Raw genomic sequence first — 22915 nt, forward strand, 5'->3', positions numbered from 1 at the left:
AAGCGCGCTTCGGCACCAGGAGCTGTCTGCGGTACAGCAGGGGCGTCGGATTTTTCCATCAGATTGCGAAGCACAGCACTGCTCCCAAACAACGCGGTGCAGCTCATTTGGGTCCAAGAACACCAGAACGCATGGTCAGAGCCGCAAGGGGAAGCCAATGAGGCGATCGGTGAAACTGCTCAACGCGCTAGCGTGGGGAAACCTTCGCCGCGCCAGACCGTTTATTCTGCACCAGGAGAGGCCCATTCATGCCCAGACGAGATGCAAAAAACCCAAGGGCCAGACGGCCAACGAGCCCTCGTTCGCGTCCTCTGAAAGGCGAGGAGACGGAAGTGAACCACATCGTCGAAACGCATCGGCAAAGGCCATTGCGGCAAACGCACACCCGGAATTCTGCAGTAGCGTCAAGAAAAACGGCGCCGGTGACACCAACAACTAGTTTCCATAAGCGGTCGTGGTGGCGTTGCAGCTGCCATAATCCGAGCGCGCCAAGGCCCATCCAGTGATCTGCGACATTAGATCGTTGTGGCCTTGGCGCGCATCCAGCGCTGGCTGGCGCAAGAGGCGATCTACGAGTAGCACATGATGACAGCAAGGGACGGGATGCCTTCGCCTTCGATCCCCTGTCGAGCCGGTCTGCAAGCCGTTCCAGGGGCGAGCTGGGACGACGAACTGCGGGCCTGGAGGCTTGGAGGTGGTGTCCCTTGGCTGCCACACAGCGGAATTGCCGCCCCGTACTTCGTTCACATGGTTCTATTACATTAGATTTAGCTAAAACATTAACAGCCAGTCGAGCAGCCCCCGAAAGCTCGCTGGTCAGGCCCAGCGGCCTCACCCCCTAACCAAGCTGCTGGGCCGCCGCCCCCAAGGGCGAGCGCGAAGTCGGCCGATCCCGCCGAGATGAACGGCCCCCTCGACGCAGCGGTGTGAGACGGGAGTTCCCGCCTGTGCTGGCGGCATCGCGAATTTTCTGAGTCCTGCGGTCTACCTGGACCACATGGTCACCGCGCACACACTGCGCGAGATCCTTGTCCGGCGTCCAGATGCACACCTTCTGCACGCGCTCATCGGCAGCCGCGCTCTGTGCCGCGGACGCCAGCGCGTCGTCGGCTTCTAGCTCGACCATCGGCCAGACCGCCACTCCCATCGCCGCCAGGGCTTTCTCAAGGGGGTGAAACTGCGCGAGCAATGCGGGCTCGATGCCATCCCCGGTCTTGTAGCCGGGCCAGAGCTGATTTCTGAACGATTCGATTACATGATCGTAGCCACCCCAATGTGTGTGGCGCCATTCTCGATCATTTCCAGCACTGTGTTCAGCACGCCGACCACGGCGCCAAACGGCTTGTCTTGGCCGTTGTTGAACCGGCGTTGGCCATAGAAGTGGCGAAACAGCTCGTATGTGCCGTCTACTAAATGAACGATCATCTCAATCCTCGAGGAACCGCTCGGCCGTGCCCGTACGCCCACCGCAAGCCATGTCTCTTACCGCAGCAGCTTACCTTCAAGTGCAGGCGCGGGCACTACTATATGGTAGCCCGCTGCGACAGCCCCTCTTTGACAATCACGATCTGCGCATGGCGCTGAAATAGCCGTCGACCGCGAAGCGCTGGTCAAGACTATCCTTGGCAGCTACGGCAAGGTCGGTAATGACACGCCGGTAAACGCAGCCTATCCTTTGTTCTCCGCCAACATTGAGCAGCGTGTCTACGATCCGGACAAGGCCGCATTCCATTGCCGGAAATCAACACATGGCGCAGACGTAACCCGCCTTTACGAGTAGTCCCTCGCCTCGGCGGCCTAAATCGATCGAAGCCCTCCACGAAGGCCGGATTGCGAGGTCACCCGCGGCCCGTCGTTCAGGAAACTTCCACGACACGGAAGACCTCCCCCGATCCTGAATCCCGCACAAGATCGACGCGCTCGCCATCCCAGTGGTAGTCGAGATGCCGGCCCTGAACGGGTGCCGAAGCACAATCTGGGTAGAAAAGGCCAACGCACTCGCCGTTTGGATGCCGGATGCTGGGATATACCACACCGTCCGAGCCAGCGTCCTTGAGGCTCTTCGCCAACTCTTGCGATGCCTGGTAGCTCTCCGGAACAAGGGCCGGATGGCCCTGCCGCTCAGGCCCTCTCAAGTCGTGCAGATCGGCATCAATCGAAAGAACGATCTCCCGTAACCGTGACGTCCAGCCAGCTTCTTCGGCTGTCCGCGCCATGAAGCGCTCGTGGTGATGGATAGTCTCGAACAGCGCCGTCTCGAAGACGTTGCCGACGTAGAGGACGCCAAAAGTGCCGTCGGTGAAGCGGCTCGGCCTGTCGGTGCTCACGTGCGTGAAGGGCGCCATCAGGTAAGACGCGCCATTGCCGCCGACCCTGCGCTCGACCGGAACGAGGTCGAGATTGCCGATGGTCGCCATGACCCGCGGGTTGGTCTTCTGCTCCGCGGAGATCAGCAGCGGCCAATCGGCCGGATCCGCAATGTCCTCGAACAGATCGATCGGCGGAAAGGCGCTGCGAATGATCCTGACAGCGCCTTTCCACTCAATTCGCGAAACCGGGATCTGTTTTGGCGCCGTCACCAGCCGCCGCGCTCGGCGTCGAGGTAGCGGCGGACTCGCATGATGTCGGTAAGTTCGCCGCCGAGCATCACGTCTAACGCGCTTGCCCCGGCAAAGGCGGAATTGCCGGTCCGGATCCACGCATATCCGCGTTGCGGCTCGGCGAAGATGATCCTGAGGCCCTTGTGGATGCCCATCAGGTTGGAGAGGCGCGCACGGCCGTCGCGGGATATCCGTCCGGGCCCTTCAGCCTTCCAGCGGCGGAAGGACCGGACCGGCATGTCGAGCAGGGTCGCCGCCTGTTCGTCGGTCAGTTCCCATTTGCCGAAAAGATTGAGCGCGGCGCGAAACATGGCAGCCGCCTCGTCCTGGGTAACAGATCGGCACGGAATGCCTCAGGGGCGGTATTCACGCGTTCAAGTGCTAGCATGCCGGTATCTCCATATGGCAGTGAATATCTCATTGTATGCCATTTGGCAATACGCGAGAACAGCGGAGCGCTGAAATGGTCGGAGCGCTCTCCGCAGCGGCAGCCAAGTACGGACCGTTCGCGGCGAATCGCGGAGTGTTCCGGAATCAGTGATTTTAGTGCCCGGCAGAACAGGCTCTCAATTGTCCGGCCAACCTGCTTGATGGCTTCCATCTCAGCGCACCGACGAAGCTACGCGAATATCGCGATGGAGAAGTGCCCCTGCCTGGTGGTCTCCAGGCATATGATGCCGATCGCGCAGAACAAGCCTGGAAGGCCGAACCGGTTGGCCGCAGGATGAAGGTCTCCCTGGCTCGAACCCGCGTCATGATCCTGAGGGCTGTTCCCTATCGAGATGGGATTCTCTGCGCAGCGGATCATGGCTTCCCACCGCATATTCGATGTCAGCTCGATATTTGCTGGCAGTCCGCCGAGCGACCGGGCTTGGTGGAGAGAACACTGCCCTCGGACTTAACGTCCACGATAGCCGGGGATCCTCCTGAAACCACCCACTCAGTTCACGCCTGATTAATGTCAGAGGATTCTCAGTCGCACCACCCCGCCCGTCAGCTTTGACTGGCTCCATAACACGTGTCTGCCCCCGCAAGCGCTTCGGCGCGGCGAGCTTTGTCCAACGCGCCAAGCCTTTGAACCGATGCGTAGAACCGGGGATAGTCGCCCGAACACAAGTCGAACAAGCGGAGAAAGGCCGGCACCCGGTCGCTGTAGACGGAAGTTGCGGCGAGCTTTGCATTGTTGATCGGAGCATCGAACCAGGCGTCATATCCGCGGTATCCACCCCATCGCCTGTCGCGCATCTGTCGGTAGCGCGTCCTCAGCCGTTCGATCGCGGCCGTCTTCGCGGCCCGCTTCTGCTCAGAAGTACCATTGCCGTCATAGACATGCCTAAGCTGGTCCCGGGTCTGCGACACCAGCACAAGAAATTCAGCTCTGCGCCTCCGGTCGGCTTCGTAACGGCGCAATCCGGCAGTATCGCCAATCGCCCGCAGCCATTTTCTCACACCGGTTGTTTCGACAGCGACAGCGAACGCTTCGTTGAACGCGGAATCGTCATGCACGTAGACGCGCTGGTGGGCCAGTTCGTGGAATACCAGCCCTGCAAGGTACGTTTCATCTTGGGTTAGCATCGTGCTTAGCAGCGGGTCACTCGACCAGCCCAGCGTGGAATATGCAGTTATCCCCGTGACATATACGTCGAGGCCTTGTCTTTGAAATTCGGCAGCGGTTTCAGTCGCAGGCTTTTCGGAGAAATATCCCCGGTAGGGAACACAGCCGAAAACCGGAAAGCACCATGTTCGTGGCGCCAGCGAGAATTCCGGCGCGGCGAAGACGGCCCATGTCACGGAGTCGCGACCAACATCGACATAGCTGCGGTAGCTGTTGTTGTCGGGCAGCGCCAGTTCATCGATAGCAAACTGTCGTATGGCGGCCGCCGATGCCATTCGGGCGCGCAATATCTCAGGGGTCGAAGGATCGTCGATCAGTTTCCCGACGTCTTGGCGCGCCGCCATGATCTGCACATGACCCTGCAAAGATTGCGCGTAGTAGGGAATACTGGTGCAACTGGTTACCCCAGGTGTCAGGATAATCGTAGCAACCAATCGAAAGAATGCACGCATCACGGTTTGCCTACAGCACTGCTCTCATGTCCCGATAGCGCAAAGTTACCTCCGGCCACGAACAGTCAGACCAATTTGATGTGTAGGTTAGACCTTCGTCCTCGGCAAGATTGGCCAATGCGATGACTCGCTGCTGAATTGCCGGCCCGCGTGTGGTGAGCGCGAAGGCGTCAGGTGTCCCCGCCGTCCCCGAGGGTCGCGGTCTACAAAACTAGCGTTAGTCGCCGAGCCGTGCCTTGCGTCCGATCGCGGTTATCACCGGCGCCTCCGGTGGGATCGGGCGAGCCGCTGCAGGCGCATTCGCAGCAAAGGGTTGTGACGTGTTCTCGTGACCCGTGAGCCGGCGCGTGCCGAGTTGGCGGCGTCGCGCGTCGGGTGCCCTAGCCTATTTGCAGCCACCTGCTCAAAGCCGCGACAGGAAGCCAGCCGCCAGCCTGCTATGTTCGACGGCAATCGTTCAGCTTGCTGCCGCCGACCGTTTGAAAACGATGGTCACCTTCGTCCCTTTGTTGGCGCTGGACTCGAGAGCTAGCTGCGCCTTGGCGTTCTCGGTCAGCGATCGCGCGATCAGCGCTCCGAGCTTGCCTGGCTTGGGCCACATCTCGCCTTCCGGCAGGCCGATTCCGTCGTCCGCCACTATAACCCGGCAGCCGTCGCCATCCACGACGCTGTGCAGCGTTATCGTACCGCCGTCGCGCCCCCGAAAGGCATGCTTTAGTGAATTGGTCAGCAATTCGTTCACGACCAGTCCCGCCGGCATGGCGACGTTTATTGAGACCGGATATGTATCCACCTTCATATCCAGCCGGATCCCCTCGACTGCATGCGAGCTCATCACCGCGGACGCGATCTGGCTGAGATACACACCAAGGTCGACCTCCTCCTTCGGCTCGTCGGCCGTTAGCGTCTGGTAGAGGATCGCCAAAGCGTCGACGCGACCGGCGAGCCGCTCAAACCGCCTCCGGTCGGCCTCGGTAGCGTTGCGGCTTTCCAGCCGGATCAGTGCGGTGATCATCTGCAGGTTGTTCTTTACCCTGTGCTGCAGTTCGCGAAGCAGTGTGTCTTTCTCGCTGACCCGCTCCTCGGCCGAGCGCTGATCTCCCGCCTCGCCGTGAGCCGATACGTCGACCAGGGCCACCAGCCGGAAGCAAACCTTGCCGTTGTCGTCCTCTATCTCGTTGGAATAAACGTCGACGATCGCGGGTTTGTCCTCGCCGCGCTCCAGCCTGAAGGTGTCGACCAAATCGGTCCCCTCGACTACCGCCTCGGCCAGCGGCCTGTCCTTTTGCTGATGGAGGCCTGTGCCTAAAAGGGCCGCCCAGTTTTCTCGGGTGAGCCTGGCGGCTGTCAGGCCTGACAGTTTCTCGAATTCCGGATTTGCGTAGACCACGCGCTCCTCACCGGCAAGGTCCGAAACGGCTATGGCGATCGGCACCTGGTCGAGGAATTTCTTGAACTGTTCGCTTTCCAGTGCGGTTGCAAGGTCAGGTGTATCAAGCAACTGCTCGACCGCCTCAGCCTTCTCTGAATCCGATGTCATTTGCGCGCCTGTTCTGTGCGGATAATATCAACATTGCGGCGCGCCTGCCACAGCCAAACTGGAGCTGCATCTCACGTTTTGCATCCCGCATCTGACAACAAGCCCTGCGTCCCATAACGGCCGCTCGTCTAACGTTGCGACCGGCCGAAGCAGGAGCGGCAAGGGCCGACTGCAATCCTGGTGCCCTGGAAGGGTTGAGGCGCCTGCTCCGTTGCATTAAGCTTTTGGTAACTCTCCTAAGTCGAGACCTAAATGGTACTGGCTCCTTTTGCCTGCTTAGGTGTTAGGCGTGATATCGAGGCGAGAAAGAGGAGAAAGGGACCAAAATGGCCAGCGTACTGAACGCTAAGGGTGTTCCACTCGCCTACAGCGGGTCGTCAGTGAAGTGGTATTCGGCGACGAATTCCGGCCCGACACTTTATGGCAGCATCTACAACGACTCGATGTACGCCGACGGCGGGGTCACCGTCACAATGTATGGCGGTAAGGGCGATGACATCTATTATCTGTATTCCTCCAAAAACAAGGCGTTCGAGCTGCCCAACGAGGGTGTCGACACCATCTCGACCTGGATGAGCTACAAGCTCCCGGCCAATTTCGAGAATCTGACGGTCACCGGCGACAAACACTACGCTTTCGGAAACGAGCTAAACAACATCATTGCCGGCGGCTCCGGCCAACAGACGCTCGACGGCGTCCGGGGCGACGACGTTCTCAAGGGTGGGTCCGGGGCCGACATTTTTGTCGTGACCCCCGGGAATGGCAGTGACCTGATCCTCGACTTTGGCGCCGACGACACCGCGCGCGTCGGAAGCTACGGCTTCACCTCCTTCGAGGAAGTGCACGCCAACATGGTCCAGACGGGAGCGAATGTCCGCCTCAACCTGTCCGATAACGAGTTTCTCGTGTTCGCCAACAAGACCATCGACCAGTTCACCCCAGGCCAGTTCGATCTGGCCCTGGACAGGTCGCATCTGGAACTCACCTTCTCGGACGAGTTCAACGCACTGGACCTGTGGAATGGCTCGAGCGGCACATGGGATTCGAACTTCTGGTGGGGCGCCGCGAACGGCAGCTCGCTCACGAGTAACAAAGAGCTTCAATGGTATATCGACACCAACTACGCTCCGACGCGTTCCGTTAGCCCCTTCAGCATTGAGGACGGTGTTCTCACGATTACCGCCGCCCAGGCTCCCGCCGCCATCCAGCCCTACATAAACGATTACAAGTACACGTCAGGTTTGCTGACGACCTATGAATCCTTCGCGCAGACCTACGGCTATTTCGAAATTCGGGCTGACATGCCCGAAAAGCAAGGTGTGTGGCCGGCCTTCTGGCTTCTTCCCGCAGACGGCTCCTGGCCACCGGAACTGGATGTCGTGGAGATGCTCGGTCAGGATCCTAACAAGCTCATTCTGACAAGCCATTCGAACGAGACGGGAACTCATACGACAGTGTCCTCGACGGCCTATGCCGCGGATACCGAAGGGTTCCACACCTATGGCGTGCTGTGGACAGAAGACGAACTCGTCTGGTATTTCGATGATGTGGAAGTTGCCCGTGCCGCAACGCCTTCCGACATGCACGACCCAATGTATATGCTGGTCGATCTGGCGGTCGGTGGCCTCGCGGGGGCGCCTGCCGACGGGCTTGCGACACCTGCGGAGATGCAGATCGACTACATCCACGCCTACGCGCTGAACGATTGGCTTATCTAGGCGCACCACCTGACGGCGGCGGTATGTAGACGTTGTCATCGAGCCTGATTTCGGGCACGATCCTTGCGCCTGGACCGAACTGGAACCGATGTGAAGGCGATGTCGCATTCCCATTCGTCCGAGCCGCCGCGAACAACGCTCGCTGCGGTTTTGGCTTCTTTCCGCCGCGCGATCGCTGGAATTGCCCTGATGAGCGGCGTCGTCAATGTTCTGGCGCTGACCGGCTCGTTCTTCATGCTGCAGGTCTATGATCGGGTCATACCCGGCCGCAGTGTGCCCACACTCGTCGGGCTGACCGTATTTGCCGGCACGCTATTCATTTTTCAAGGCGTTCTTGAGCTTGTCCGGTCGCGGTTGCTTGTGCGCATCGGGATGGCCTTGGACGCGCGATTAAGTGGGCAAGTCTATACCGCCCTTATGCGTTTGCCGTTGCGCACCAAGCTCCCAGGCGACGGCCTCCAGTCGTTGCGGGATCTTGACCAGGTGCGTTCGTTTCTGTCGAGCACTGGTCCGACAGCGCTTTTCGACCTGCCTTGGATGCCGCTGTATCTGATAATTTGCTTCCTGTTCCATTTCTGGATCGGCATGACGGCGCTGGCCGGCGCCATCGTTCTCGCCGGCCTGACTCTGCTTGCCGAAGTTCGCACGAGGGAGCCTGCGAAGAGGGCAAACAGCCAGGCGGCGGCGCGCAATACGCTTGCGGAGGCGACGCGTCGCAATGCAGAGGTTCTGCAGGCGATGGGCTTTGGCGCGCGCATCGCCGAGCGCTGGTCAGGCGTCAACGCCGATTATCTCAACACCAACGCAACAGCCAGCGACCTGGCTGGGACGCTCGGGACGATCTCGAAGGTCCTGCGCATGATGCTGCAGTCGGGTATACTGGCGATCGGCGCCTATCTGGTCATCCATCAGCAAGCAACAGCCGGTATTATGATCGCCAGTTCGATTATGATGAGCCGGGCGCTCGCACCGGTCGAACTGGCTATCGCCCATTGGAAGGGTTTTGTCACTGCTCGCCAGGCATGGACCCGGCTGAGCCAGCTTTTGGCCATGCTTCCCCAAACCGCCACGAGTGTCTCGCTGCCCGCGCCGGTATCTGCTCTTGCCGTCGAAAGCATCAGCGTCATGCCACCCGGCGAGCGCCGTGTGGTTGTGCAGGATGTCGGGTTCGCGCTAGAAAAGGGTGCCGGCCTTGGCGTCGTCGGACCGAGCGCGTCTGGAAAATCTTCACTTGTCCGGGCAATAGCCGGAATATGGCTCCCGATCCGTGGAACGGTCAGGCTCGATGGCGCGACCCTCGACCAGTGGTCATTGGAAGAGCTAGGCAACCATGTCGGCTATCTGCCGCAGGATGTGCAGCTGTTTGATGGCACCATTGCCGAGAACATCGCGCGCTTCGAACCTCGCCCGCCGTCTCACAAGATACTGGCGGCTGCGCGAGCCGCCGGCGTTCACGATCTCGTCGTCCATTTGCCTGAAGGATACGAAACTCAGATCGGCGAGGCCGGGGCGGCGCTTTCGGCGGGCCAGAGACAGCGAGTTGCGCTCGCACGAGCCCTCTACGGCGATCCGTTCCTCGTGATCCTGGACGAGCCCAATTCCAACCTCGATGCCGAAGGGGAGGCCGCGCTGGCGGCGGCAATTGAGGGCGTGCGGGCGCGAGGCGGCATTGCTGTGGTGGTTGCACATCGGCCGAGCGCGCTTGCAAGCCTGGATCAGGTCCTTGTCATGGCGAACGGCCGTGTCCAGGCGTTTGGCCCCAAAAATGAGGTCCTGGGCAAGGTAACCCGCCCGGGAGGCGTTCCTCTGAAGGTCGTCTCCGGCCCTGAGGAGGCGACACAGTGATGACGCAACATGCGGCATCCGCCATCGACCGGTCCATTCGACGCTATCTGTTCGGCGGTGTCGCGGTGTGCATGCTTCTGGTTGGTGGGGCGGGAAGCCTGGCCGCGGTCACGGAGCTTTCCGGAGCCGTCATTGCTTCGGGAAAGCTGGTCGTCGATTCCAGCGTTAAAAAGGTGCAGCATCCAACGGGTGGCGTGGTCGGTCAAATCCTCGTTCGAGAAGGCGATGGCGTGAAGGCGGGCCAGGTCTTGATCCGTCTCGATGAGACCGTCACCCGGGCCGATCTAGCCATCGTCAGCAAGAGCCTGGACGAATTCGAGGCGCGGCTGGCCCGCCTCGAAGCCGAGCGCGATGGCAATGACGCCATCGCCTTTCCAGCTTCGCTGCGCTCGCGACAGGGCGATCCTGAGATCCGGCGTGCGATGGCAGGCGAGCAATCCTTGTTCGAGTTTCGTCGCCAGGCACGCACTGGTCAGAAGGCTCAGTTGGAAGAGCGCATTGCTCAGCTCAGCGAGGAAGTTTCCGGTCTGACCGAGCAAAGGGATGCTAAAAGCCAGGAAATCAAGCTGATCGGGCTTGAGCTCGACGGGATGCGCAAGCTCTGGCACCGCAAGCTGGTTTCAATCGATCGCATAACGACGCTTGAGCGTGATGCAGTCCGGCTTGAAGGCGAGCATGGCAAGCTGACTGCGGCAATCGCGCAATCGAAGGGTCATACGTCCGAAATCCGTTTGCAGATCATTCAGATCGACCAGGATTTGCGCAGCGAGGTGGCAACCGAACTCCGTGATGTCCAGGCAAAGCTCGCCGAGTTGGTTGAGCAAAAGGTCTCTGCCGAAGATCAACTCAGGCGAATCGATATACGCAGCCCGCAAACTGGCGTCGTCCATCAGCTTGGCGTGCATACGGTCGGCGGCGTTATATCTGCCGGAGAGCTCATCATGCAGATTGTCCCTGTGACAGACGACCTGACCGTGGAAGCGCGTGTGGCACCGCAAGATATCGATCAGCTGACACCAAGGCAGAGCGCAACCTTGCGGCTTTCGGCCTTCAACCAGCGGATAACGCCTGAGCTAAATGGTGTAGTCAGTGAGATCTCCCCCGATCTCAGCATCGATGAGCGAAGCGGCACGAGCTTCTATACCGTGCGGGTCACACTGCCGCGCCCAGAGCTTACACGACTGAAAGGCCTGACCTTGGCGCCCGGCATGCCTGTCGAGGTGTTCTTCTCGACCGGCAGCCGGACAATGCTATCTTACCTCGTGAAACCTTTGGAAGATCAAATCCAGCGGGCATTCAGGGAGGAGTGAGTTCGCGCACCGGCCTCGGCCATACGTGCCGACACTCTCGACCGCATGACCGCAGGCGGAGCTGAAAGAGCAACGCATCGCTCCAGCGGAAGTTCAGGCTGCGGCAAGCCGTCGGTCGCGTATGTTGAGACGACTATTGCCGATGCGCCAATGTCGAACTCGTCATGGCAATCGGTGTGACCGGAAGCGCTCGCTTATGGGCTGTGCTGGAATGCGCGTGAAGTATGCGCGTGCGCGCCGCTTCGTTGATCTCCCGGCCTTCTAGGAAGTCATCAATCTGATCGTATGTGAGACCATATGCATCTTCGTCAGGCCGAAGCGGGACGAGGTTCTCCAGGTCGGCGGTCGGGATCTTGTCAACAAGTTCAGACGAAGCGCCTAGATGCATTGCCAAGGCGCGAACCCTGCGTTTGTTCAACCCGGAAAGAGGAAGAATGTCGGCGGCACCGTCACCGAATTTGGTGAAGAAGCCCATCAAGGCCTCAGCCGCATGGTCGGTGCCGATGACCAGCCCGCGGGTGGCGCCGGCGAGCGCGAACTGGGCAATCATGCGTTGACGCGCCTTGATGTTGCCAAGCAAGAAATCCTCGCGGCCGGCAGCGCCGAGCTCGACGCCAGTCAGCCTGATCGCATCCAGCATCGCGTCGGCAGCCGGCTTGATGTCGACCCGATGCACTTCGTCCGCCGCTATGGTGTCCAAGGCGCGCTGCGCATCATGCTCGTCTGCCTGGGTGCCGTACGGGAGACGAACGGCCAGGAATCTCGCGTCGTATCCTGTCATTCGCAGTTCCTCGACGGCGCGTTGAGCCAGAAGGGCGGCGGCGAGTGAATCCACTCCGCCGCTGATCCCCAGCACATAGGTGCTTAGGCCGGATGCATGCAGATAGGTGCTGAGAAACTCCATGCGCCGATGCGCTTCCAGCGCGACGTCGAAGCTCGCAGTGACCCCCAACGCTTCGATAATCATTTCCTGTTCTGTCATGCGCAGAGGTGCTCCCGATGTCACAAACATTCCGTCCAGTCGTGCGGCCACGAGGTGGACGGTGGTCACTGTCTCGACCTGCATGCCGAAGCGGCTCTCATTGATCGCCAGCATGACATCGTGGGTCGAGTCAGATCCGGAACATACCGCATCTGCGGCGATGACCACTGGCTTAGATCGATTGCTCCCATCACAGAGGCGAGCACGCGGACCTCCGTTTCCGCGCCCGACACGATGAGTAGTTCAATTCCCGCAGACCGCAGCCGAGCATGCAGTCACCCGTGCCAAGCAGACATACCGTTTGTCCCCAGCAAAGCGGGCGGCACGAACCGCGCCCAGTTCCGGAACAAGATTGATCAGGTGAGGATCAAGCCCATCGTGGTTCATCGTCTCCCACTTTTGGCTGATCGACGTGTTCTTTTCGGGAATTCCGATCCACCATCTGTATTCCTCCCAGTCAATTGAGCTCGATCCAGGCCGGCACGTGGTCGCTTGGCTTGTCCCACCCGCGAAGCTCGACATCCACGCCGGCATTGCGCAGCCGGTCGGACACTGAGGGGCTCACCAGGAGATGGTCCATCCGCAGACCGGAACTCCGATCGTAGCCGCCACGGTAGGAGAAATTCCAATAGGTGTAGATGCCCTTCTCCGGATGGATGCGGCGCACGGCATCTATCCAGCCAGCTTGGAGCATTTTGGCATAGGCTTGCCGACTCTCCGGGAAATAGACCGCGTCGCCCAGCCATCGGCTCGGCACCACGGCGTCGATCGGGGTTGGAACGACGTTAAAGTCGCCGCACAGAACGCTTGGCGCCCGGTCCTGGAGCAAGTGCTGGCCGTAGCTGATGAGACGATCGAACCAGCGCAGCTTGTAGTCGAACTTTGGGCCGGGCGCTGGATTGCCATTGGGCAGATAGAGACAGCCCACGACGATCCCATCCACCTCGGCCTCGATATAGCGGCTGTGGGTATCGTCAGGATCCCCGGGCAGGCCGCGTCGACGTTCCACCGGCTCGATTCCGCGGGCGAGGATTGCAACACCGTTGTAGGATTTCTGGCCGTGCCAGATCGCGCCGTAACCCGCCTCCCTGATCGCTTCGGCAGGAAACTTGTCGTCCGACGTCTTCAATTCCTGCAGGCACACGATGTCAAAGTCGCTTTCGCCCAACCACTTCAGGAGCACAGGCAGTCGGCCGTTGACACCGTTCACATTGAAGGTGGCGATGCGGGTCATTTGCACGCCCTCTCATGAAGACCTCGCGGCAGTCGGTCATAGGGCAACGTGGCCTATCCTCTGCGCTGAACCTCGAGCTCTTGATATCGCCAACTTCGCCGGCCTCCTGTGGGGCCGAGGCTCACTTCCTGCCCAGCTTGTCTTCGACCTTCTTGCGACTGTTGCCGAGCGACTTCACCGCCGACTTGACGTCAGCTTAGCTGGCGCCGGTTTTGCTGGCCTCATACTTCATTTCATGGTCCTGGCCACCGGCGACCCTTGCCCGGTCCTGGTTGCGTCCACGCGTTGTGCCAATGTTCGCCATTTCTATCTCCAACAATCGCCGTTCCAGTCACCAGACAACGCGGCCGGACTCTTCCGGTTCAATCCCGGCGGCGCGCGTGGCACGGAGCCAGCTCCCCGGCAGGGTATCGATGAGCCCATGTATTCGGATTCGGCACGTCTACCGTGGGCGGGGCCTAGCGGCCCGAAGCCCGGGAGGGCGATTTCGACACGGATGATCTTGCGCAGGACAGCCGTGCTCCTCTCGCTCAACACGTCACGCTCCGCTCGCTGTTTGCGTTCGCCCACGGCGCCGCATCGCCTGTCGACGTGTAGCAAAGGGCCTTCGTCGGGGAGGTCGACGCGTCCCAAAGGCCCACCATCTCCTGATTGGCGCCGTCACCTTCCGACTGGAGACATGAACATCAGAGATCTTCGTCCCGGAACTCCCTGGCCGGACGACCGTTTCGCTTGTGTAAAACAATGGAGGATATGTCATGGACTGGGATCGGGTCGAAGGAAACTGGAAGCAGGTCAAGGGTAAGATCAAGGAACAGTGGGGCAAACTTACCGATGATGATCTTGATCGCATCGCTGGCAATCGCGATCAGCTCGAAGGCAAGATCCAGGAACGCTACGGTATCGAAAAGGACCGTGTTCGGCAGGATATTGACGACTGGTATGATCGGCAAGTCTGGTAGGATCGCATCAGGCTGTCATTTACAAGAAGAGCCGCTGTTTACTTAACGGCGCTCGTTGGTGTGCTGGCAGTTGCAAGGCCAAGCCAGCTCGTGTTGAGACAGCCAGCGGTCTGACCAAGCCGCTGCGATCGTAAGGCGCAGACCGAACCGCATGTGAGTTATGCGCTGACCGGCTGCCGTCCGGCCTTCCGCGATAACGCCATAGGCGCGAGCGTGGGCGCTGTTAAGTTCTCCGGGCGGCGGACCTGATGTCCGCACGGCCGGCGCCTCCCGCCCCCGAGCTCCCAAACGGGCGCCGGCCAATCTCGTCTAGGCGGCAGCATTTCCGTCAAAGGCCGGTTCTCCCTGCTGTCTTTTGTCGTGTTCGGCGGGATGTCGATGACGACTGGCAAGTCTGGTAGGATCAGAAAGCGCCATCGGACGCTAGGCTCGTGCAATCCTTCTTCAGTCTGACCTGATCAACCCCAGCCGCCTCCCCCGCTTCCACCGCCACCGCCACCAGAAGGAATGACAGGCGCGGGAACAGGCTCGTCCTCAACCGGTATAATTACTTTCTTCCCGGTTTTTTGTTTGCGAACGGGCTTGACGACCTTCGGCGGAGGCACCCGGCGGAGAATCTTCGGCTGGGGCGTTTCGACCAGCGGCGTCGGTTCAACTCTCGGAACCAGGGAAGTGCAGCCCATGAGACCCGCCAAGAAGCCGGATAACGCTGTTCCAAGTATTGCTTGTTTCAATACTCTGCCCGCCATTGTCTCCTCCTTGGTCAAAACAAGTCCCGACGCGGATTGGCTTCTTCCCAGACTCGTCTGGCCGCGTTAACCAGTTGAGTGTCTTGTGAACCGGAGCCGGGAAGCTTCGATTTCAGTTCCTGTCGCAGCTGCCTCAACGCCGCTGTTTTTGGCTTCGGTCCGAACTTTGCCAGCGTCCTCTGCGCGTCCGGCAGTTCCTTGCGCACGTCAAGTGCGGCCGCAAGTGCAAGGAAGCGCACGGCAAGGGCCTGATCGGCCTTGTCGCCCTTTTGCATTTCGAGGGCCGCTCGATCGTAAGCTGCGGACGGATCACCCCGAGCGATCCCAATTTCGAACAATCTTTGCGCTTCTGCGAGGCTCCGTTCCACACCGACACCGTCCCGATGCATGCGTGCGAGGCTGCCAGGCGCATAGGGCTGGCCGAGATCGATTGCCTGCTGAAACAGCGCTAGCGCCGTATTGGGATCCTTCTCCACGCCCTGCCCGGACAAGTAATTGCGCCCGAGCAGGTTCATGGAATACATGTCCTGCCGCTGGACACCGGCTTGCAGGAAGGCAACAGCGCGGGCCGGGTCAGCGGTTACGCCGTTGCGGCCCTCGGTGAAGATCGCGGCCAGATCGTTCATCGCATAGGTGTGCCCCATCGCTGCCGCCTTGAGCAGCAGGTCCAAACCCTTGCCGGTGTCGGGCTTGACGCCATAGCCATTGAACAAGGCGCGACCCCACGACGTCATTCCGTAGGGATCGCCCTTGCCGGCGGCCGCCGCGTAGAGGGCGTTGGCCTGGGTGCGGTCGAGGGCCATCCCGGTTCCGGTCGCAAACATGTAGCCGAGTTCGAACACTGCGCGTACATGTCCCTTCCTGGCCGCCTCCTCGATGGCTGTCTTGGCTTCTTCGACCTTGCCTGCCGCAAGCAGCGCCCGCCCCAGTTCATAGCGGAAGCGCGGGACTTCGGGATAAGCCTTTACCGCGGCCTCGCAAAGCTCCACCGCGCTAGCGCCAATTTCATTCGGCAGCAGGCCGGGGGTGACGCCCTGCAGATCGAGAGGTTCGCCGGCAGCCGTGTCGCACGGATCGATCGTCGGCGACAGTTTCATCGTCGCGGGCTTTGATGAGTTGCTGTCAGCCCGGATTTCGAAGCCGACCTCGACCTTGGCTTCCGCGCCGATCTGCGGTTCATAGCGCAGTCGGTCGACCTCTCCGGCCATCAGGCGCGACTGCGGCGACAGGGTTCGATCAGGCAGCGAGAGCGTTCCCGTTGCCGGATAACTCGATACTTTTAGGCTGACGGCGGGATCATCGGTCGGGAAATCCAGATTCAGCGCAACTGGACCCACGCCCACGGGAACGTCGATGTCGCGGTTTTCGATCGCCTCGGCCGCACCGGTGATATGAATGCCACGCTCCAGCACCTGCTGCTTCTGCTCGGCCTCGAGCGAAGCCATGATCTGTTCGCCTTGCGCGCCTTCACCGCTCTTGACCCGAAACACGACGATGCCTTGGGTCTGGCCGCCCCAGTTGTCATGCGTCGCATAGGCCAGCATGTCGACCTCTTCCTGCGGCGCGATCCCCTTGGGAACATCCATCTGCAGACGCGGCAGATCCTTGCCCTGGATCGGCACGCCCAACTCGACAGGCTTGCCGTCCAGCATCAAACGCCCCAAAGCGGGCGGTCTTTCGATGCTCAGGGTAATCGTGCCACCATCGACATCGACGGGTTCAGGCAGGCCCAAGTCGACGGGTCCGACTCCTGAAAGCACGACCTTCTCCAGCACCGGCGGCAACGATGGTCGATTGCTGCGGCGCATCAGGACGACTTCGTCGATGAGCGATGAGTTTTCCCAGGGAACTTGGAGGCCATTTGTGGCCTCGACCACATCGCGGCGCACCGCCGCCATCACGGTGCGGATCTCCTGGTTCGGGGCCAGCGCGCGACGGGAAAATGCCGCAGAAAACGGGCTGAGTTCGCCGGCGCCGTCATAAGCCGCCGCCCCGGGTTCGGTGGCAAAGGCAATCAAGGTGTTCAGCGAGCTTCTCACCTGTGCGAGCCCCGTATTGCCGGCAGTGATGAGCTGGTCCCTCAGCCAGTAATTCTTGCGCGGAAACGGATTGTTGCGGCAGGCATCGAGTATGATCACCTGAATCTTTGATTTCGAGCGTAACTGTTCCAGCACATCGTTGAGCTTGATGGCCTGGACTTCGATGTCAGCTGCCTGCTTCAAGGAGGCATCGACCGGGATCAGAAAATTTTCGCCGCCGATCTGGAAACCGTGGCCGGAGTAGTAGACGACGGCCAGTTCTGCGCCGTCTGCGGCGGCAAGATAGTTGCGGAACTGCTCCTCGAATTGCAGCTTCGTCAGATCGCTTGCGACGAAGACCTCGAACCCTGCCAGTCGAAACGTTTTGGACACGTCCTCGGCATCCTTGGCCGGGTTCTTGAGTGCGGGAAATTGTCGGTACTCCGAGTTGCCGATGACAAAGGCGACCCTTCGGTCGGCGCAAGCGTCAAAGGTCGTGAAGCTCGCGAAGAGGAAGGCTGCGATGATTCCGCAAAGTCGGAGCATGGCAAATCCCTTGAACGCTGTTGCCTCGCCCACAAGAACACGGCACGTGGTAGCAAGGTCGGTCAGAGAGCATGCAGTCTGCCGAAACAAAAAGAGAGAAAGGCCGTCGCGACAGCGGGCATATTCCTCACTTGATCGAATGCTAAATTACATCAGCGACCGAGTGTCTGCAACGTCTGTCACACCTCCAGGCGTGCTCTTCCGATCCCTGGTCGCTCGGCTGGGTCGACTACGCGCAACTTACGAGCCCCACCAGTCCAGCCACAGCTGTCTGTGGCCAGACGTTCGACAAGCGAAACCTTGGCGAGGTGCTGCATAACCATCTCCCCGACCATGAGCCGTTGAGCTCGACGGATGGGTAACCAGCCTTCGAGCAGATGGTTTCGGTCTTCAAAATCATGATCGGTCCCAACCAGACGATCTCAAAAGCGATGTCGTCGTTGAACCGTTGAACCAGGCAACGCCGAATTCTCAGAGGAGCATGCTAGGTGACGCGCTGCGGAGACGCAGCTTTCCGTGCGCCACCTTGATAACGGGCGCGCCAGCACTCGCCGCAAGGCTCAGTCACACCCCTGTCGTCTTACCGAAACAACACTATTGCTGAATTTCCGAGACCGTTGGGTGGGGGGGTGCCCGAGATATCCAGGCTCACGCTCGAATTACCTGTGTGAAGGAACTGCCAGGCGACAATCCAACCTATTTTGGCTATCAATTTGAAATCATGCGTTCCCTTTATCCGAATTCGATGGCGTGGCAAGTATATTGTTCCATCAATGCGGTAATTCTTATTTCCTGAAAATGATAGCGCTGGTGTAGCGTCCGAAAGTTCGCGAGATCCAAATATAGCGAGCCCGGCATAGATTCCATCCTTGGGAGCCGATAACCGGACAGAACCATTTCCCGGCGATTGAATCATGCTGGACCCCGAGTCAAGATAAATGGTGACTTCGTCGCCCTTGAGATCCGCATTGCTATCGACGCTCACCACCGCTTTGTGAAAGTAGTGAACTCCCGGAGAGAGAATCACGTCTCCGTCAAAGCTGATGCTTCCACAGAACACCCGACCGGCCCGTATAGTAACACCGGAAAGTATCTGGTTGTTATAATCACAACCTCTCGGAGGAACAGGCTCTGGTATGTCGACCAGCGGGTCGGCTAGCAGAGGTTGGTTCGTTTTCGGTACCACGCTGTAGCCGCCTCCTTGATAGTCGCCCACGACCGAGATTTTTCCGGCGACGATCTTTCCGGTCCCAACGTGCCTCAGCGCGTTCGCGCTCGAGGAGTTCACCTGAACGCCGCAGTTTGAAACGGATACCCCCCCCGAGCCAATCACCGCCATGGTCCCGTCGGAGTCCGGATCGAGGGCATAAATGCAGTAATCTGGCGCAGATTTTCGAGCTGTTGCCGCCACTTGAAGCTCTATCGTCTGAATTCCGGCAAGGTTCATGAAGAGGGTCGGCATTCTGGCTGAGATTTCGACTACCGCCTCCCGCAATGCATAGGCAGGCGTGCTGATGTTCGCGTCGACCGCGAGATCGATCGCAAAGGAGCGATTTGCAAACGCCCAGTCCTTCGCTACCTGGACGGCTTCTTTGTTGCCTTCGTGATTTTCGACGGCGGCAAGAGCCGCCGAATCGGCTATTTCTTGCAACTTGGATTTCCATATGACGGCATTGGTAAAGTCGATACTGAGGCCTAAGGCCAAGCCAAGAGGAACAGCCATTAAGGCGGCTGCCACAGCAAAGTTCCCCCGCCGGTTGAGCAGCAGATATTTCAGTTTCGGCATGGAGATGCCCTCTTTCTGGAGAGCACTCTAGGTTGACGATAGTTTATATATCGCTAAATTAGCGTTCGCCGAACGATGGATTCAAGACTTGATATGAGCGGAAACAAACACTGGCTGCTGTTTCCTCATTTGAGGCCAAAGGCTTGATCAGTCTGATCGGACTGCAACAAGTCCCTTGCGGAATGCCCGACACCCGGCAAAATCAGGAGACGCCAGTTCAAGGGCCACCCGTTAGCGGTCGCGACAGCCTGCGCAAGCTCGAAAGTGAATTGCCCCCGGTCCAAACGCGTCTCTCCTTGGCGCATAGCAGCCGCGCCTTCGTTTAGATCGACATCGCCTGTGTCGTCCTCTCCCAGATAGATCGTTAGCGGCAAAGCCAGATAGGCCTTCAACTCCTGAGAGGCTTGATCCGCGGTATAGACGCAGCCCGAGGGGAGACATCCCAGCCCGTAGGCTGCGGCCTCCGCCAACGAGGGCAATACGTAGGTAGACGGGTTGGCTACCACCACTCTCTTTGCATCCGACAAGGCGAATGCGGCAACACGGGACATAAATTGACCTCCCGCGGAGTGCCCAAACAGGTAGTACTGCGCAGTCGGCAGCCCCTCTCGAGCCCTGGCCCAATTTACTAGTCCCTTTACGTACCAGACAGTCCACCGGTCCCGAGGTTGGATTGTGCCCGAGTTGACAATGCCTCCCCGCTGATAGCTCCAGCCTGGGAACCTCTCCAGGTCGAAAAGCGGTGCGATGACAATCAGACAATTTCGATCCGCAAGAGGCCGCGCGTAATCTCGGTAGGATGAGGCGGTTCGGCTCAGCCCATGGAAAACGAACAGGATAGACGGATTGGCACAATTCTGTGGATGATAGGTGTATACCGTCAACTTCGTGCCGTTGATAGTTGCTGAAGTTGAACCATTGCCTACTTTCCAGGCAAGAGCCTGGCCTGAGTGCATCAAGGCACAGCCCAGGACGGCTGCGACTAACAGACGGATTAAGAATCGCACCTGTTGCTCCATGATGATCAGCCACTAGTGCTAGCGTATTAGCGAATTCTAAACAAATAAAGACGCCCGATCGGTAAGAATTCGTTTCAGCAGATGCGGTTCCCTGGGCAAAAGGGCTCGACCCGCCTGGCTAAACATTGACGCGCATCCATTCACCTCAGCACGCGGGAATAGACAATCTAAGACATTTATCTTGGACGCCTGCGACCACATCGGCGAGTCCAGGCGACATCGCGAGCAACCGGTCGATTGTCTCGCGGCCAGCCGCTCCCCCCATCACCTTTGGTTGGTAATTGAGGCGAGGATCCCGATTTTGAACGTAGACGGGATAAATGTCTAAATCTATTTGCTCTATGCCAAAGTGAAAACAGGGCAAAATACACTCACCCTTGCTGTTTCCAGATCCAAACGCGAAGTTTCCAACGCTATATAATATCGGCCTGCCTCTATAGATTTCGACCGGCTGGAGGATGTGAGGATGATGGCCTATGACTGCATCAGCGCCCAGGTCGATAAATTGCCGCGCTTTCATGCGATCGTCCTCGGTAGGTTGACGCTGGTACGGTATACCCCAATGCACCATCACCGCGATCCGATCGACCAGCGGACGCAGTCGTGCGAGGTCCCTCTCGACGAGTTCGGGCAGATCTCGTGCGGAGCCAGGCAGGTCGCCCCGAGCCGCGGTTCGACGGTTCCAGTAGTATCCGAGAAGCCCGATGCGGACATCCACGCCATTAAAAATCGCTGGATCGTGCGCGGTAGCCTGGTCCCGGCCACCGCCGTACGATTTGATGGAGTGTCGCTCCAAAGTGTCGAGCGTCTCAAGAACGCCAGCTCGGCCACAGTCTTGAACGTGATTATTTGCGATGGTCAACGCAGCGAAGCCAGCACGGCGCAAGACAGAGGCTGACTTGGGGTCGACCTTATATGAGTAGTTCCGAGTGGTCTCTGCTTTGTCGGAATTAGAGGAGAACGGCCCTTCGAGGTTTCCTGTTATCAAGGCGCAGCGCCGTAGGATCGGCTTCACCCAGGCGAAAGGATATTCGGGGCCGAACTTCCGGATACGATGTCGCATTCGCATTCCCGTCATGAGGTCTCCAACTGCCGCCAGGTTGTAAGGGCCGCCGGCCGACGAGGAGAGGAATAGGTCAAGTTGGTCCGGATCTATCAGATCGACGTCATCCGGAATTATGACCTCTGCAAACTTTTCACGAATTTTTGCCACGTGGCGCTGTACTTTTTCAGACTCCGCGAGGCGATAAGGGAGAGACGGAACTGACGGTGATAGCAACGCATCAACCGTCGAAGAATTAAAACCTATCCCGCGCCTTTGAAATACATTTCGGATCAGCGCTTCGTAACGACCACCGAATCTCGTTCGGTCTGCGTAAAGCAGACATGAGGTAAAGTTCTCCGGAGACGACCTGACGGTGCGAGTTCGAATTCGGGAAGGGGCGTATGGGCTATCAGAAAGTCGCCCCAGCGTCATAAGGGCAGCAACGACTAACGAAAGGCAGGTAAGTTTGTCTCCCGGAAAGGCCGTGTGCAGGTCCCAGATTGCCCCCGCCATAACCTGCGTGACCAGCGCCTCCGGTGGCGGCACGGCGCCATCGTCCATGCGGGAGTCATTGGCAAGACTATTCGATGGTATAAACTCTGCATCATGACGGAGATGCCAACACCACAAGTAGGGCGTTGAGAGCATCGAGGCCGCCAAGTACATACTCAAGGCGTATTCAAGGGGTCCAGGCCTGCTAAAACTGGCACTCGGTGCGTGCAGCCTATCACTTTGGATATCGGCGGTATGACGCACCACGTGAAGTCCGAATGCCTGATAAATGAAGCTGGCATTGTGGGAGGGGTCGCAGAGGTAAGCGCCGCCTGCAATTCTTGCTAGCCACCCGTCCGTGGTGACCGTATTCCCCGGTCCAAACAGCAATTCCCCACAAAGGGGAATGGCAAAATCATCGAGATTTTCCATCCTTGCAGGATACCGGTATTTGACCCCTCGAACTGGCACATACCTAATCGTATCCTCGGGCAGATTCCGGTTACCTCTCCGTTGCGTCGCTCGGTGCGCATTGAGGATCGCCCTGACCTTGGGCAAGGGGCTCTCGCCAAGCGAACGCAGCGCTTCGTTCATGCGCCGAGCCATCAAGGAGACGTGAAAGTAAACATTAACCTGGCCAAAGCGAGCGGCAGCTTCGCAATCCGCCTCCTCACCAAGAATTCCGCCGCCAAAAGGTTTGAAAACATAGTTGCCGTGCTCATCGGGCAGTGCCTCGCCCATCTCGCCGGTTGGCCACTGCGTCTCGGCAACTGACGATCCGGGCAAGAAACCATTGCTAATGACGTCCACGTACTGCCCGCGCAGGCCCCTTGGCGGTTCGGCGTCTCGGTCGAGATGGGGCAGTTCGACTTCGCTTAGGCTCACCCGGCCGCCAGTAAAGTCTGAATCGCAAGACTCCCAAACATAAACAGACCCAGTCGCCATATCTATTTCCCCGGACAAGCTGCAGTTCCTTTGCGGATATCGCTGGCTACCAACCGA

16 protein-coding genes and 2 pseudogenes are annotated in these 22915 nt (G+C 59.2%); 5 read left to right on the forward strand and 13 right to left on the reverse strand.

Features of this window, described 5'->3' with window-relative positions; all coding sequences use genetic code 11:
- Positions 1–838 precede the first annotated feature (838 nt).
- Together RQ479_RS13070 and RQ479_RS13075 are read right to left on the reverse strand one after the other, a co-directional pair.
- The gene (locus RQ479_RS13070; protein ID WP_376705927.1) at positions 839–1252 is read right to left on the reverse strand and encodes a hypothetical protein; all 414 of its coding nucleotides are present in this window, start codon (positions 1250–1252) and stop codon (positions 839–841) included.
- Entirely contained in the window at positions 1252–1425 is a 174-nt protein-coding gene (locus RQ479_RS13075) for a hypothetical protein (protein ID WP_376705385.1), read from the reverse strand. Before RQ479_RS13075 ends, RQ479_RS13070 begins: the two co-directional genes overlap by 1 nt.
- Positions 1426–1512: 87 nt before the next feature.
- Between RQ479_RS13075 and RQ479_RS13080 the strand changes: the two are divergent.
- Positions 1513–1762: pseudogene (locus RQ479_RS13080) on the forward strand (ABC transporter substrate-binding protein); the annotation flags it as partial.
- Between the two features lie 94 nt (positions 1763–1856).
- Here RQ479_RS13080 and RQ479_RS13085 read toward each other — a convergent pair.
- From RQ479_RS13085 to RQ479_RS13100, 4 genes are all read right to left on the reverse strand, one after another.
- Positions 1857–2582 carry an RES family NAD+ phosphorylase gene (locus RQ479_RS13085; protein ID WP_376705928.1) on the reverse strand — a complete coding sequence of 242 codons (726 nt, stop codon included), beginning with the start codon at positions 2580–2582 and terminating at the stop codon, positions 1857–1859.
- Positions 2576–2911, reverse strand: a complete 336-nt coding sequence (locus RQ479_RS13090) for an antitoxin Xre-like helix-turn-helix domain-containing protein (RefSeq protein ID WP_376705386.1) — start codon at positions 2909–2911, stop codon at positions 2576–2578. The genes RQ479_RS13085 and RQ479_RS13090 overlap by 7 nt, the downstream gene beginning before the upstream one ends.
- Before the next feature lie 682 nt (positions 2912–3593).
- Positions 3594–4667 carry an aminopeptidase gene (locus tag RQ479_RS13095; protein WP_376705387.1) on the reverse strand — a complete coding sequence of 358 codons (1074 nt, stop codon included), beginning with the start codon at positions 4665–4667 and terminating at the stop codon, positions 3594–3596.
- A 457-nt stretch (positions 4668–5124) separates the two neighbouring features.
- The gene (locus RQ479_RS13100) at positions 5125–6207 is read right to left on the reverse strand and encodes a sensor histidine kinase (RefSeq protein WP_376705388.1); all 1083 of its coding nucleotides are present in this window, start codon (positions 6205–6207) and stop codon (positions 5125–5127) included.
- Between the two features lie 326 nt (positions 6208–6533).
- Between RQ479_RS13100 and RQ479_RS13105 the strand changes: the two genes are divergently transcribed.
- From RQ479_RS13105 to RQ479_RS13115, 3 genes are all read left to right on the forward strand, one after another.
- Complete coding sequence (locus RQ479_RS13105; protein WP_376705389.1) at positions 6534–7925, forward strand: family 16 glycosylhydrolase; 1392 nt, start codon at positions 6534–6536, stop codon at positions 7923–7925.
- A gap of 99 nt (positions 7926–8024) precedes the next feature.
- The gene (locus RQ479_RS13110) at positions 8025–9770 is read left to right on the forward strand and encodes a type I secretion system permease/ATPase (protein WP_376705390.1); all 1746 of its coding nucleotides are present in this window, start codon (positions 8025–8027) and stop codon (positions 9768–9770) included.
- Positions 9770–11080 (forward strand): HlyD family type I secretion periplasmic adaptor subunit, encoded by a 1311-nt coding sequence (locus RQ479_RS13115; RefSeq protein ID WP_376705929.1) that lies wholly within the window; start codon positions 9770–9772, stop codon positions 11078–11080. The genes RQ479_RS13110 and RQ479_RS13115 overlap by 1 nt, the downstream gene beginning before the upstream one ends.
- A gap of 133 nt (positions 11081–11213) precedes the next feature.
- Here RQ479_RS13115 and nadE read toward each other — a convergent pair whose 3' ends face one another.
- The 3 genes and pseudogenes from nadE to RQ479_RS13130 all read right to left on the reverse strand — a co-directional run bounded on the left by nadE (position 11214) and on the right by RQ479_RS13130 (position 13600).
- On the reverse strand, positions 11214–12062 hold the full coding sequence (gene nadE / locus RQ479_RS13120) for an ammonia-dependent NAD(+) synthetase (RefSeq protein WP_376705930.1): 849 nt from the start codon (positions 12060–12062) through the stop codon (positions 11214–11216).
- 457 nt (positions 12063–12519) lie between these two features.
- Positions 12520–13296 (reverse strand): exodeoxyribonuclease III, encoded by a 777-nt coding sequence (gene xth / locus RQ479_RS13125; RefSeq protein ID WP_376705391.1) that lies wholly within the window; start codon positions 13294–13296, stop codon positions 12520–12522.
- A gap of 121 nt (positions 13297–13417) precedes the next feature.
- Positions 13418–13600 (reverse strand): annotated as a pseudogene (locus RQ479_RS13130) (DUF3606 domain-containing protein).
- A gap of 454 nt (positions 13601–14054) precedes the next feature.
- Between RQ479_RS13130 and RQ479_RS13135 the strand changes: the two are divergent.
- The gene (locus RQ479_RS13135) at positions 14055–14258 is read left to right on the forward strand and encodes a CsbD family protein (protein ID WP_292653944.1); all 204 of its coding nucleotides are present in this window, start codon (positions 14055–14057) and stop codon (positions 14256–14258) included.
- A 763-nt stretch (positions 14259–15021) separates the two neighbouring features.
- Here the strand turns inward: RQ479_RS13135 and RQ479_RS13140 are convergent.
- The 4 genes from RQ479_RS13140 to RQ479_RS13155 all read right to left on the reverse strand — a co-directional run bounded on the left by RQ479_RS13140 (position 15022) and on the right by RQ479_RS13155 (position 22876).
- A complete protein-coding gene (locus tag RQ479_RS13140) occupies positions 15022–17661 on the reverse strand; it encodes a caspase family protein (RefSeq protein ID WP_376705392.1) in 2640 nt (879 codons plus the stop codon).
- A gap of 490 nt (positions 17662–18151) precedes the next feature.
- Positions 18152–19357, reverse strand: coding sequence for a TadE/TadG family type IV pilus assembly protein (locus RQ479_RS13145; protein WP_376705393.1), 1206 nt, complete (start codon positions 19355–19357; stop codon positions 18152–18154).
- Between the two features lie 125 nt (positions 19358–19482).
- Positions 19483–19908: a hypothetical protein gene (locus tag RQ479_RS13150; protein ID WP_376705394.1), complete on the reverse strand. Its 426-nt coding sequence runs from the start codon at positions 19906–19908 to the stop codon at positions 19483–19485.
- A gap of 613 nt (positions 19909–20521) precedes the next feature.
- Positions 20522–22876, reverse strand: a complete 2355-nt coding sequence (locus RQ479_RS13155) for a CapA family protein (protein ID WP_376705395.1) — start codon at positions 22874–22876, stop codon at positions 20522–20524.
- Positions 22877–22915: the final 39 nt, after the last annotated feature.

This window comes from Mesorhizobium sp. ISC25 (genome assembly GCF_042295465.1).
GTDB lineage: Bacteria > Pseudomonadota > Alphaproteobacteria > Rhizobiales > Rhizobiaceae > Mesorhizobium.

Excerpts from the sequence above, each read along its gene's own strand:
- RQ479_RS13075 (WP_376705385.1), bottom strand. The coding sequence starts at position 1,425 with ATGATCGTTCATTTAGTAGACGGCACATACGAGCTGTTTCGCCACTTC.
- RQ479_RS13090 (WP_376705386.1), bottom strand. The coding sequence starts at position 2,911 with ATGTTTCGCGCCGCGCTCAATCTTTTCGGCAAATGGGAACTGACCGAC.
- RQ479_RS13095 (WP_376705387.1), bottom strand. The coding sequence starts at position 4,667 with ATGCGTGCATTCTTTCGATTGGTTGCTACGATTATCCTGACACCTGGG.
- RQ479_RS13100 (WP_376705388.1), bottom strand. The coding sequence starts at position 6,207 with ATGACATCGGATTCAGAGAAGGCTGAGGCGGTCGAGCAGTTGCTTGAT.
- RQ479_RS13105 (WP_376705389.1), top strand. The coding sequence starts at position 6,534 with ATGGCCAGCGTACTGAACGCTAAGGGTGTTCCACTCGCCTACAGCGGG.
- RQ479_RS13110 (WP_376705390.1), top strand. The coding sequence starts at position 8,025 with ATGTCGCATTCCCATTCGTCCGAGCCGCCGCGAACAACGCTCGCTGCG.
- RQ479_RS13115 (WP_376705929.1), top strand. The coding sequence starts at position 9,770 with ATGACGCAACATGCGGCATCCGCCATCGACCGGTCCATTCGACGCTAT.
- nadE (WP_376705930.1), bottom strand. The coding sequence starts at position 12,062 with ATGACAGAACAGGAAATGATTATCGAAGCGTTGGGGGTCACTGCGAGC.
- xth (WP_376705391.1), bottom strand. The coding sequence starts at position 13,296 with ATGACCCGCATCGCCACCTTCAATGTGAACGGTGTCAACGGCCGACTG.
- RQ479_RS13135 (WP_292653944.1), top strand. The coding sequence starts at position 14,055 with ATGGACTGGGATCGGGTCGAAGGAAACTGGAAGCAGGTCAAGGGTAAG.
- RQ479_RS13145 (WP_376705393.1), bottom strand. The coding sequence starts at position 19,357 with ATGCCGAAACTGAAATATCTGCTGCTCAACCGGCGGGGGAACTTTGCT.
- RQ479_RS13150 (WP_376705394.1), bottom strand. The coding sequence starts at position 19,908 with ATGTCCCGTGTTGCCGCATTCGCCTTGTCGGATGCAAAGAGAGTGGTG.